8 protein-coding genes are annotated in these 12,063 nt (G+C 63.6%); 6 read left to right on the top strand and 2 right to left on the bottom strand.

Features of this window, described 5'->3' with window-relative positions; genetic code table 11:
* Positions 1 to 137 precede the first annotated feature (137 nt).
* Together QZY03_RS22685 and QZY03_RS22690 are read right to left on the bottom strand one after the other, a co-directional pair.
* Positions 138 to 911: a restriction endonuclease subunit S gene (locus tag QZY03_RS22685; RefSeq protein WP_295584839.1), complete on the bottom strand. Its 774-nt coding sequence runs from the start codon at positions 909 to 911 to the stop codon at positions 138 to 140.
* A 492-nt stretch (positions 912 to 1,403) separates the two neighbouring features.
* Positions 1,404 to 4,367, bottom strand: coding sequence for a type I restriction endonuclease subunit R (locus tag QZY03_RS22690; RefSeq protein WP_295584841.1), 2,964 nt, complete (start codon positions 4,365 to 4,367; stop codon positions 1,404 to 1,406).
* A 34-nt stretch (positions 4,368 to 4,401) separates the two neighbouring features.
* Here QZY03_RS22690 and QZY03_RS32245 point away from each other — a divergent pair, with 34 nt between their 5' ends.
* From QZY03_RS32245 to QZY03_RS22715, 6 genes are all read left to right on the top strand, one after another.
* A complete protein-coding gene (locus tag QZY03_RS32245; protein WP_363169240.1) occupies positions 4,402 to 4,902 on the top strand; it encodes a type II toxin-antitoxin system MqsA family antitoxin in 501 nt (166 codons plus the stop codon).
* Positions 4,859 to 6,244, top strand: a complete 1,386-nt coding sequence (radA, locus tag QZY03_RS22695) for a DNA repair protein RadA (protein WP_295584843.1) — start codon at positions 4,859 to 4,861, stop codon at positions 6,242 to 6,244. Before QZY03_RS32245 ends, radA begins: the two co-directional genes overlap by 44 nt.
* A gap of 233 nt (positions 6,245 to 6,477) precedes the next feature.
* Complete coding sequence (locus QZY03_RS22700) at positions 6,478 to 7,893, top strand: N-acetylmuramoyl-L-alanine amidase (RefSeq protein ID WP_295584845.1); 1,416 nt, start codon at positions 6,478 to 6,480, stop codon at positions 7,891 to 7,893.
* Positions 7,883 to 9,700 (top strand): DNA mismatch repair endonuclease MutL, encoded by a 1,818-nt coding sequence (mutL, locus tag QZY03_RS22705; protein WP_295584847.1) that lies wholly within the window; start codon positions 7,883 to 7,885, stop codon positions 9,698 to 9,700. The genes QZY03_RS22700 and mutL overlap by 11 nt, the downstream gene beginning before the upstream one ends.
* A 155-nt stretch (positions 9,701 to 9,855) precedes the next feature.
* Positions 9,856 to 10,641: a hypothetical protein gene (locus QZY03_RS22710; RefSeq protein WP_295584849.1), complete on the top strand. Its 786-nt coding sequence runs from the start codon at positions 9,856 to 9,858 to the stop codon at positions 10,639 to 10,641.
* A 4-nt stretch (positions 10,642 to 10,645) separates the two neighbouring features.
* Positions 10,646 to 11,569, top strand: coding sequence for a hypothetical protein (locus QZY03_RS22715; protein ID WP_295584851.1), 924 nt, complete (start codon positions 10,646 to 10,648; stop codon positions 11,567 to 11,569).
* Positions 11,570 to 12,063: the final 494 nt, after the last annotated feature.

A 12,063-nucleotide genomic window follows, 5' to 3' on the forward strand; every position in this document is an offset into this window, starting at 1 on the left:
ATTGATGTCGAGCAGTGGGCGGAAACGCATATCGGTACGTCGATGCTGGCCCGGCGTCGGCATGCGTTGATCGATTCAGTGCCAAACACGAAAACTGCATGAACGTTTATTGCGATATATGAGGCAGATTGAACACCCTAGCGTCTTATCATCCCGTCATTCATTGTTACCGAATAAATCGGAAGTCCGGCGTCGCCCTCTTCTACGCGGTTTATAAACAGGCTGCTAGACTTCTTAACTTGCCACGCAGGCGCATTGCGGAACTCAGGAAAGCGCAGCTTGGGTACGGTTTCTCCTTCTGCTAAAAAAAGCTGCTGCATCAGCCATTTCTTATGCGTTCTTAATGCATCGAGCTTTTGAGTTTCGGCAGCGATGAGGTCGTCGATGGAAGAAAGGCAGGCGACGATTTTTTGTTGTTCCTCTTGTGAAGGAACAGACAAAGGGTACTTTCTCATTAGAGAAATATCCCCTCTGGGCATTTTTACTCCTTTGGCCCCCTTCATTACATAGCTTATGAATTCTTCATTCATAAGCAAGAGGGCTAGAAATTCGCTGCTGGCATTATCTTTTGTGCGAATGACCACTACGTCATTTGATGCGCCGCCATCGAATGATGCGAGCCATATTTTCTTCAAATAAGGACGGATATTTGAAATAAGAATGTCCTGCTGTTTGAATCGCGTAACCGCGCCCAATTGTGGAAGCTTGGATGCGATTGAAAAGCCGCAGTATTCAGCCAAGAGATTCTCAGTGCTGACGTAGGTTTCGAGGGTAAGCTCACTCAATGGCATCTTATTCTTAATGAAATTAGCAACATCTTTCAGTGTGTTTTCGCGCCACTCGGATGCGCCTCGAAATTCAGGAAACCGCCGCATAGGCACGTTGCGACCGACGTTGGTCTTACTGCTCATATGCCCCGAACCCCGTAATCCACCACCCCCAGCGCGAGTGCGTTGATAGGTCTCCCGCCATATAGCATCATGACCGTCCCTCCTGACGGTTGTCGGCCAGTATTTTCATCGCTCGATCAAAGTCGCTCGCAAACAAGCGATCTTGCACGATGAGGTACCTTTCGGATTCGCATTCGGCATACGCCTTGGCCGCCCTTGCTGACACTGTACCGGAGCCTTGCAAGATTTCGCGTTGGGTAAACTCCAAGAAGGCATCCCTTTTTGATGGGCAAGGAATGCCTTGGCGGTGGGTACGTTCACCAGTCGGCATATCGACAATACAAAAAGGCTCTTGTGGGATGCAGTTGTCAAGGACTACTTGACAACTGCCGTCGGCGGCATGAGTGGTTGTAATCGACAGCGGTGCCGTAGGTCTTGCCATCGGCGGCAGTTGTCCGGAACTTCCGGATCACTGAACCTTCGTCCACCTCGTCGCTGGTGCTGTGGATGTGTTTACTGCTCATACGCCCCCAACCCCGAAATCTCCCGCCCCTGCGCGAGTCCGTGCAACAACGGCATCAAGTCTTCCATCAAGGCCAGTTCCTTGTGCGTGCGCGCCTTCCAGCCCAGTTCCAGCGGCGCGAGCAGATCGCTCAAGCGCTCGCCGTCGAAGATCATGCGGTCTAAGATGGCGTCCACAAAGGCTTGCAGCGCACCGGCTTCCAGTCCGTGCTGGTCGGCAATGGCCGCCAGTTGGCGGGCGGATTTCTCGGCCTTGAAACGCTCATAGCCCTGTCGGATCTGCGGCTCACTCAATCCCTCTCCGGTCTTCAGGGTGCCGATGTAGTCGGCGATGTCGTCACGCGCGTCCATGAGGTTGGCGGTGGAGGCGAGCAGGCCGATCAGTTCTTCGCGGCTCATCGTCTGCCTGGCGGGCGCGGTCTGGGTGTAGCGGGCGATCAGCGCCATAATATAGTCGTAATCGATGACCGCCGAGGCGAACAGCACGAACTCGAAATCGAGCTGCTGTACCGGGCTGCCGTCATCGCCGCCCTTGTCCTGCCGGGCCTTGAGGCGTTGCGCGGTCTCCAGATAGACACCGCGGAAGGCTTGGAGTTGGTCCTGTGGGATGACCCGCTCGATGCTGGCGGCGTTGTCTTCGCTCAGGTCGGTGTATTGGTCGAGTTGGGTCTTGAGTCGCTGAACTTCTTTAAAGAGCGTGATGAACTGGCTACGCGCCTCGTCGCCCTTGAGATTGGCGACCGCTTCCGGCGCGCAGGTCAGGCCCTGGGAGGTCATGAAGGTGTCGAGCGCGGTGACAGCCTGCTCCAGCTTGCCGATGACCACCGGGGCGGGATCGACCAGCCAGATCGCCTTGGCGCGGTCGACCTTTTCGCCGGAGAACAGGGCGATAGCGGCATCGACGGCTTCCTGCTGCTGGCGGAAGTCGAGCACGTTGCCATAGGGCTTGGTGTCGTTGAGCACGCGGTTGGTGCGCGAGAAGGCCTGGATCAGACCGTGGTACTTGAAGTTCTTGTCGGCGTACAGGGTGTTCAGATACTTGGAGTCGAAGCCGGTCAGCAGCATGTCCACGACGATGACGATATCGATCTTCTGGGCGTGCGGCAGGTCGCGGTTCGGGTATTGCTGGTCCTTGATACGCTTTTGCACGTCCTGGTAGTAAAGATCGAAGTTGTTGATATCGTGGTTGGTACCGTAGCGCGCATTGTAGTCGGCGATGATGGCCTTGAGCGCGGCCTTCTTTGCTTCCGGGGCATCCTGGTTGTCGGCCCTTTCCTGGGGTAGGTCTTCCTGGATCTGCTGCACGTCCTTGTTGCCCTCCGCGGGGGGCGAGAAGACGCAGGCGATGTTCAGCGGCTGGAAGGTCTCGTCCTCAGCCTGCCGTTGGGCCTGGATCTCCCTGAACAGGCGGTGGTAGTCGATGGCCTGGTTGATGGAGGCGGTGGCCAGGATCGCGTTGAACTTGCGGTCATTGGTTGCGGCGTTGTGCTTGGCCAGGATGGCCTCGACCACCGCCTTGCGCGCCAGCGTCTCCCCGGCCTTGGGTTGGTCTTTCCCTTCGCCTTTGAAATAGTCGATGTGGAAGCGCAGGACGTTGCGGTCTTCGATGGCGTGGGTGATGGTGTAGGCGTGGAGCTGCTTCTCGAAGATATCCTGGGTCGTGACGAATGAGGCCTCTTGGCCGTCGATTTGCTGATAGCTGGCATTGGCCTCGAAGATCGGCGTGCCGGTAAAGCCGAAGAGTTGGGCCTTGGGAAAGAACGCCTTGATGGCCTGGTGGTTCTCGCCGAACTGGGAGCGGTGGCATTCGTCGAAGATAAACACGATGCGCTTTGCGCGCAAGGGCTCCAGGCGCTGTTTGTATTGGCGCCTGTTGCTGTCGTCCAGGGCGAGGCCGAGCTTTTGGATGGTGGTGACGATGACTTTGTCGGCATAGTCGGTGGATAGCAGCCGTCGCACCAGGGTTTCGGTGTTGGTATTCTCTTCGACGCAGCCTTCCTGGAAGCGGTTGAATTCCTCACGGGTCTGGCGGTCGAGGTCCTTGCGGTCCACGACGAATACGCATTTATCAATGTCCGGATTGTCCTTGAGCAAGGTGGCGGCCTTGAAGGAGGTCAGCGTCTTGCCGCTGCCGGTGGTGTGCCAGACGTAGCCGTTGCCCCGGTACTGGTGGATGCAATCGACGATGGCCCGCACGGCATAGATCTGATAGGGCCGCATCATCAACAGTTTGCGCTCGCCGGCGACCAGGACCATGTAGCGGCTGATCAGCTCGCCCAGCACACATTTGCTCAAGAATGCGTCGGCGAAGGCGTCGAGATGGGTGATCTTCTGGTTGTCTTCGGCGGCGAACTGGTAGAGCGGCAGGAAGCGCTCATCGGCGTCGAAGCTGAAATGCTCGGCGTCGTTGTTGGCGAAGTACCAGGTATCGCTGCGGTTGCTGATGATGAACAGTTGCACGAAGCAGAGCAGCGTCCTGGTATAGCCGTTGCCGGGGTCGTTTTTGTAGTCGACGATCTGCTGCATGGCGCGACGCGGGCTGATGGCGAGCGCCTTGAACTCGACCTGGACCGCCGGTACGCCGTTAATCAGCAGGATCGCGTCATAGCGGTGATGGCTGTTCCTGGTGTTGATGCGCAGTTGGTTGACCACCTCAAAGCTGTTCTTGCACCAGTCCTTGAGGTCCACCAGGGTGTATTGCAGCGGGGTGCCGTCCTCGCGCACGAAGGTGTTGCGCTCGCGCAGGTGTTGGGCGCTGGAAAATACGCGGGGGCCGACAATCTGCTCCAGCAGGCGGGGGAATTCGTTGGGGGTCAGGTGGACGCGGTTGAGCGCCTCGAACTTCTCGCGGAAGTTCGCCTCCAGCGCGTCGCGGTCGCGAATATCAGGACGGTACGTGTATTTGAGATCCCGCAACTTATCGAGCAGTTTTTCTTCGATTTCCTGTTCTGTCATTGATCACGCCCGGCGAATAAAGAAAGATGGCGTCATGGCCGTGAGTTTTTGGCTGGACTCCTATAGACTATCGCGAATTTCTGCTTGTCTCATTGCCTGGATAGGCGCCTTAGTGCGGTCGCTGCTGAGGTGGTATGGCCGCATAGGATGCTCGTCCGCAAAACGAGCCGCGGCCGACCGACACTGCGACGGGCCACCCGGACGCCAGACTGTATGCAGTCTAGCACCCGAAGGGGTCTGGCAGCGTGTCGGACTTCGAGACCCCGTCGCGGCTGAGGGTCCGGTACACTGTCGGGACGAACTCGCACTCGACCAGCGTGAAGCGACCGAACGCTTTGCTGGTGATGTCAATGTGCCCTCGCGGTATGAGAACGGCAAGTCCAAGCCGCCGTTGGCCTTGGTGAAGCGCGGTTTAAGGTGCTCGACCGTCACTCCGAACTGTCGAGCGAGGTCAGATCGGCATAGCGTGCCGCGTTTCAGAGTCAGCAGCCATGGCTACCAACCCCACCAAGACCCGCGCCGCCTATGTCTGTAACGCCTGCGGCGCGGCTCAGCCCAAGTGGAGCGGGCAGTGCGCCGACTGCGGAGCCTGGAATACGCTGGAGGAGGTCGCCCGCCCGCCCGCGGGCCAATCCCGGGCGGGTGGGCGGGGCGGCGGGTTCGCCGCGGCCGGGCCGACCGAGTCGGTGATCCATACGCTGGCGGATCTGCGCCCGGAGGAGCGGGTGCGCACCAGCACGGGCATCGGTGAGCTGGACCGGGTGTTGGGCGGGGGGCTGGTGATCGGCTCGGTGGTGCTGTTGGGCGGCGATCCGGGGATCGGCAAGTCGACGCTGCTGCTGCAGGCGTGCGAGTCGCTGGGGGCGGAGCACCCGGTGCTTTATGTCAGCGGCGAGGAGTCGCCGCAGCAGATCGGATTGCGCGCCCGCCGTCTGGGGGTGGTGGGCGCGGGCATCCGGCTGCTCGCCGAGACCTGCGTGGAGCGGGTGCTGGCGCTGGCGGAACGCGATCCGCCGCGGGTGATGGTGGTGGACTCGATCCAAACCCTGTATACGGATTTGCTGCAATCGGCGCCCGGCTCGGTCAGCCAGGTGCGCGAGACCGCGGCGCAGTTGGTGCGCTTCGCCAAGCGCGCCGACACGGCGGTGTTCCTGGTGGGGCATGTCACCAAGGAGGGGGCGCTGGCCGGTCCGCGGGTGCTGGAACACATGGTCGATACGGTGCTCTATTTCGAGGGCGAGTCGGGCGGGACCTTCCGGCTGGTGCGGGCGATCAAGAACCGCTTCGGGGCGGTGAACGAGTTAGGCGTCTTCGCCATGGGTGACCGCGGTCTGCGGGAGGTCAAGAACCCCTCGGCCATCTTTCTCGCGCGCCATGATCAGCCGGTGCCCGGCAGTCTGGTGATGGTGACCCGCGAGGGCACCCGGCCGCTGCTGATCGAGGTGCAGGCGTTGGTGGACGAGAGCCCGCTCGCCAACCCGCGGCGCGTCGCCCTGGGGCTGGATCAGAACCGGCTGTCGATGCTGCTGGCGGTGCTGCACCGCCACGGCGGGGTGGCGATGTTCAATCAGGATGTTTTCGTCAACGTGGTAGGCGGGGTGCGCATCGGCGAGACGGCGGCGGATTTGCCGGTGCTGCTGGCGGTGCTGTCGAGTTATCGCGACCGTCCGTTGCCGCTCGATCTGGTGGCCTTCGGCGAGGTGGGCCTGTCCGGCGAAGTCCGGCCCGTCCCCAATGGTCCGGATCGCCTGCGCGAGGCGGTCAAGCACGGCATCCGGCGCGCCATCGTGCCGGCCGGCAATGTGCCCAAGGAGGGGGTGGAGGGCCTCGAAATCCTGGCGGTCAAGACGCTGGCGGCGGCGATCGACGGGGTTTAGGCGCGCTCCGTCAACTCCCCTGTATTTCTCGTTCCCACGCTCCAGCGTGGGAATGCCGTCCGGCCGCTCCAGCGGCCGGTGGCGCCCTGTGCTGCCACGCTGGAGCGCGAGAGCCAGATCAGTTGTGAGGAAAGCCGTCTAATACACGGATTCATATTCGGAATAGTTTCCTGACCATGCTATATTCAGAGTGCTGTCTCCCTGGAAATCGCACTCTAAACAGGGTCTACACCGTGAAGCTCCTGCTCGTCATCCTATTGTCGATACTCCTGGCCATCTTGCCGTTCTCCGCGCCGGCGGGGCCGGTGGCGGTGCAGGGCGTGCGCATGACCCCGGCAGCAGGCCAGACGCGGCTGGTGCTGGATCTCAGCGGGCCCGTGACCCACAAGATTTTTCCCCTGGAGGGACCGGACCGGCTGGTGATCGATATCGCGGATGCCGAATTGACCGGTCAGGCGCTCCAGAGCGGCGCGGATGACCCGATCCTCATCGGTCTGCGCAGCGGCGTGCGCGAGGGCGATGATCTGCGGATCGTCCTCGACCTCAAACAGCCGGTCCGGGCGAAGAGTTTCCCAATGGCGCCGGATGCCGATCACGGACATCGGCTGGTCGTGGACCTGATCCCGAAGGGCGCGCCCAAGGGCAGCAGCGCGGCGCGGGCGGCCACCGCGTCCCGCCCGGCGGCCGGCAGCCGGGCGAACCCGGCGCGCGATTTGGTGGTGGCGATCGACGCCGGCCACGGCGGCGCGGATCCGGGGGCCATCGGGTCCCGCGGCACGCGCGAGAAGGACGTGACCCTGGCCATCGCCCGGCGCCTTGCCGCCCTGGTGGACAAGGAGCCGGGGATGCGCCCGGTGATGATCCGCGACGGCGATGTGTTCGTGCCGCTACGCCAACGGATGCGCAAGGCGCGCAAGCATGAGGCGGACATCTTCGTCTCGATCCACGCCGATGCCTTTACCGACCCCAAGGTGCGGGGGTCCTCGGTCTTTACCCTGTCCCGCGGCGGCGCCACCAGCGAGGCGGCCAAGTGGTTGGCGGATAAAGAGAACAGCGCCGATTTGATCGGTGGGGTCGATCTGGGTGCGAGTGATGATGTGCTGGCCGGCGTGCTCTTGGACATGGCTCAGAATGCGACGCTGGAACACAGCGCGGACGCCGCCCGTGCGGTGCTGAGCAATCTCAGCCGGCTCGGCGCCACGCACCGGGGGGAGGTCCAGAAGGCCGGGTTCATGGTGCTCAAGTCGCCGGATGTGCCGTCCATGCTGGTGGAGACGGCGTTCATCACCAATCCGGCCGAGGAGGCGCGGCTGCTCAACCCGGCCAACCAGCAACGCCTGGCCCAGGCCATTCTGGCGGGGATCAAGCAGTATTTCAATAAGTACCGGCCACGCAGTCTGGTGCGTGGCTCGAACAAGGAGGCGGCCCAGCAGGCCGTTGCAGAGGCCTTGGCCGACGGCGCGGCAGTCCCGGCGAGTCCCCCCGGTGGCCGTCAACATGCCATCGCGGCCGGGGATACCTTGGCCGTGATCGCCAAGCGCTATGGGGTGAGCCTGTCGGCACTGCGTTCGGCCAACAACCTGGAGGGCGACGTGATTCGCGCGGGCCAGGTGTTGACCATCCCTGGGGGGAGCCCGGGTGACGGCTGACCCCGGCATTCGGGTTCTGCCGAATCATCTGATTAATCAGATCGCCGCCGGTGAGGTGGTGGAGCGCCCGGCCTCGGTGGTAAAGGAGTTGCTGGAGAACAGCCTGGATGCCGGCTGCACGCGGGTGGAGATCGACGTGGAGCAGGGCGGCATCAAGCGCCTGCGGGTGCGCGATGACGGGCGCGGTATCCCGCCCGAGCAACTGGCGCTGGCCTTGTCGCGACACGCCACCAGCAAGCTGTCCGACCTGCACGATCTGGACGCGGTCGCCACCCTGGGGTTCCGGGGCGAGGCGCTGCCGAGCATTGCCTCGGTGAGCCGGCTGACGCTGATCTCACGGGGGCCGGGGGAGGGGACTGCGCACGAGGTGAGCGTGGGTACCGATGGTGAACTCGCGCCGCTGCGTCCGGCCGCTCACCCGCCGGGGACCACGGTGGACGTGCGCGACCTCTTCTACAACACCCCGGCGCGGCGCAAGTTTCTGCGCACCGACAAGACCGAATTCGGCCACCTGGATCAGGTGGTGCGCCGTATCGCCCTGGTCCGCCGGGAGGTCGGTTTCACGCTGCGACATAATGGCCGCACCGTGTTGGAACTGCCCGCGGCGAGCGAGGACCCGGCGCTGGTGCGCGGGCGGCTGGATGCCATTCTCGGTGCGGGCTTCGGCGAGCAGGCGCTGTGGGTGGATGAACAGGCGGTGGACTTGCGTCTCTCCGGCTGGGTCCTGCGGCCAGCGTTCTCCCGTGGTCAGCCGGATCAGCAGTTCTTCTATGTCAACGGCCGCATGGTCCGCGACAAACTGGTCACGCATGCGGTGCGCCAGGCCTTCAGCGATGTGCTCCATCACAGCCGGCATCCGGCCTTCGTGCTGTTTCTCGCGCTGCCGCCGCGGCTGGTGGACGTGAACGTCCACCCGGCCAAGCACGAGGTGCGTTTTCGCGAGGGGCGCCAGGTCCACGACTTCATCTATCGCGGGTTGCAGCGGCGTCTGGCGGCGGGATCCTTGGGGTCGGCCATGCTGCCCGCGGTCGCGGCGCCCGTGGACGATTTGCCGATCGGACCGCCGCAGGAATCATTCACGCCGTTGCGCACCGGACACCTGGGGTTGCGGGTGACCGAGGGGTCGGCGGCGCACTATGCAGCGGGGCTCGCGTTCCAGCGTCCGGAGGCGTCGCCCGCGGGTCCGGCGGCGGCACCGCTGCCGGACACGGGGGCGACCGACAGCCCGCCGCTGGGTTTCGCCCTGGCTCAACTCAACGGCGTCTACTTGCTTGCCCAGAACGCCCAGGGTCTGATCATCGTCGACATCCATGCCGCCCATGAGCGCATCGGCTATGAACGGCTCAAGGACGCCTGGGGTGCCGGCCACATCGTTCGCCAACCGATCCTGGTGCCCATCAGTGTGCAAGTCAGTCCGCGCGAGGCCGATTTGCTGGAGGCGCAGCGCGAATTTCTGGAGCGTCTGGGGCTGGTGATCGATCGACTGGGTCCGGGCACCCTGGCGGTTCGCGAAGTTCCGGCGCTGCTGCGCGATGCGGACCTAGAGCGCCTGGTGCGCGACCTGCTGTCCGATTTGGCGGTGCACGGGGAGTCCGACCGGGTGACCACGGCGGTCAATCAGGTCCTGTCGACCATGGCTTGTCACGGGGCGGTGCGCGCCAACCGGCGTCTGACCCTGGATGAGCAGAATGCTCTGCTGCGCGCCATGGAGCGGGTGGAGCGCGCCGATCAATGCAACCATGGGCGTCCGACCTGGGTCCAGATTGGCCACAGTGAACTGGATCGGCTGTTCTCACGGGGGCGGTAAGGCGATGCCTGAATGGCCGCGCGCGCAACGCGACGCATTGACGGTTGATGCCACGAAGGGTGTAGGATAAGCGCAGGCGCCGGCCCGCCCCATGGGGCCTCGCGGTCCCATCGCGTTCGTCATCACCATTCGCCATTGAGAGGAGTCCGCGTGTCATGAAAGCCAGTAACAAATCGGTCGTTGAACGAGGCGCCGCCACCCGTGATCACTTCGGCCGCCAGGTGGCGGGTGTCGATGCCATCGAGATCAAGGTCACCATTCCGGATCATCAGGTCGAGGAGGCGCTGACCCGGTTCAACTTGACGGTCGACAACGATGAGGAGCGTTACATCTATTTTTTCGATACCCCTGACCTGGACCTGTTCAAGGCGGGGATGATCGCGCGGGCCCGGCGGATCGTCGGCGATCAGCACGACAGCACGGTCAAGTTTCGTCCGGTCGTACCCACCGAGGTGTCGGCGACCTGGCGCGCGTTCGACGGCTTCAAGCTCGAGGCGGATGCGAGCGAGTCCGGAGTGACCAAGTCCGCCTCGCTCACCATGCCGGTGGTCAAGGGGCTGATCAAGCAGGTGGTGGCCGGGGAGCAGCCGGTCGGCAAGCTCTTTACGAAAGACCAGGAGGTATTCTTGTCGGCGATCGGTCAGCAGCACATCGACTACGATACGTTACACGTCATGGGCCCATTACAGGCGCATCGCTGGAAGTTCGAGGACGCGGCCTGCCCGTGGCCGATCACGGCAGAACTCTGGAAGCGCCAGGATGGCGCGCGCCTGATGGAGCTGTCGATCAAGGCCCCGGTGGCTCAGGCCGCGGTGGCCATCGCCGGCTTCATGGCCTTTGTCGCTGAGATCGGCGCCGAGCGCGATCTGGAGCAGCAGATCAAGACCCGCTGGGCGCTGGAACACCACGCGACGCTGCTGCGCGCGCCGGCCGCGGGCTAGTCCGATGGACATGCGGCGACGCTATGCGGTGATCGATCTGGGAACCAACTCGGTCAAGTTCCATATCGGTGAACGCGATGCCGCGGGCCGCTGGCTGCGGGTGGTGGACCGCGCCGAGGTGACGCGACTGGGAGAGGGGCTGCGGGAGTCCGGCGAGATCGCGCCGACGGCCTGGGAACGCACTCTGGCCGCCATCCGCGACATGGCGGCGGATGCGCGGGCGGCGGGTACATCGCAGATCGTCGCCCTGGGCACCATGGGGATGCGCAATGCCCGCAACAGCACGGCCTTCATCGCTGCCGTGCGGGCGCAGTGCGGAGTGACCATCGAGGTCATCGACGGTGCGCAGGAGGGGCGTCTGGCCTATCTCGCGGTGCAGGCCGGGGTGGGGTTGCCGGAGGGTGCGGTCACGGTCTTCGATACCGGCGGCGGCAGTACCCAGATCACCATCGGCAAGGCCGGCCAGGTGCTGGAGCGCTTCAGTGTGGACGTCGGTGCGGTCCGCTTCACCGAGCAGTTCGGGTTGGACGGGGTCGTCGGACGGGAGAGCCTGGATGCCGCGCTGGCCGCCATCGCCCATGATCTGAGCCGGCTGGATGGGGCGGCGGCGCCGGACGCTCTGGTCGGTATGGGCGGCGCTGTGACCAACCTGGCCGCCGTCAGTCTCGGTCTGACGCGGTACGATCCGGACCTGATCCAGGGGGCCATCCTGACCGCCGCCGAGGTCGAGCGCCAGATGGCGCGCTATGCCGGCCTGGCGTCGGAGGCGCGCCGCGCCATCCCCGGACTACAGCCGGGGCGTGCCGACGTGATCCTGGCCGGCGCCTGTATCGTGCGGACCCTGATGGCGAAGCTTGAGCAGGAACGTCTCGCGGTCAGCGACCGGGGCCTGCGGCACGGAGTGCTGATCGACCGGTTCTCGGCGTAGGGCGCAATAGGGCGCCCCGCAAGATCTGGCGGACCGGCGCCGATGCCGACGGCGCCCGTATTGCGCCGCCGCAGACCGTCCACACCGGAACGATTGCGCGGTCCCCCATGCGGCGCGAGGCCGTGATCATCGTTTCGGCCAGCCGAGCCGTCAGCCGACTGGAGTCCAAGGCTTCAGCCTTGGATCGGCAGACCAAGGATTGAAGCCTTGAACGACGAATGACCAACGCTGGCCGGCACGATGATCGAGGGCAAGGCCCAGGTGGCGGACACAAATCGACTAGACACCCTCTTGGCGGCGGGGCGCTGGTGGGGTAGGATGCTTGGGGGATAGACTGAGTGCAGCCTAGAGCACTAAACCGCGCCAAGCGCGAGATACGTAATTTCTGTGATACGTTGCGTCCCGTGCCGAGCCCCCTGTGTCGGCCAGACCGGCCCCCGATACCAGAAGCACGCAGCGTTTATGCTTAAGCTCGATCTCGCGAAGTGGAATCA

Origin of the sequence: uncultured Lamprocystis sp. (assembly GCF_903933125.1) — a bacterium.
Taxonomy (GTDB): domain Bacteria; phylum Pseudomonadota; class Gammaproteobacteria; order Chromatiales; family Chromatiaceae; genus Thiodictyon.

Coding starts and splice junctions, on each gene's coding strand:
- QZY03_RS22710 (WP_295584849.1), top strand. CDS start 9,856: ATGAAAGCCAGTAACAAATCGGTCGTTGAACGAGGCGCCGCCACCCGT.
- radA (WP_295584843.1), top strand. CDS start 4,859: ATGGCTACCAACCCCACCAAGACCCGCGCCGCCTATGTCTGTAACGCC.
- QZY03_RS32245 (WP_363169240.1), top strand. CDS start 4,402: ATGGCCGTGAGTTTTTGGCTGGACTCCTATAGACTATCGCGAATTTCT.
- QZY03_RS22715 (WP_295584851.1), top strand. CDS start 10,646: ATGGACATGCGGCGACGCTATGCGGTGATCGATCTGGGAACCAACTCG.
- QZY03_RS22685 (WP_295584839.1), bottom strand. CDS start 911: ATGAGCAGTAAGACCAACGTCGGTCGCAACGTGCCTATGCGGCGGTTT.
- QZY03_RS22690 (WP_295584841.1), bottom strand. CDS start 4,367: ATGACAGAACAGGAAATCGAAGAAAAACTGCTCGATAAGTTGCGGGAT.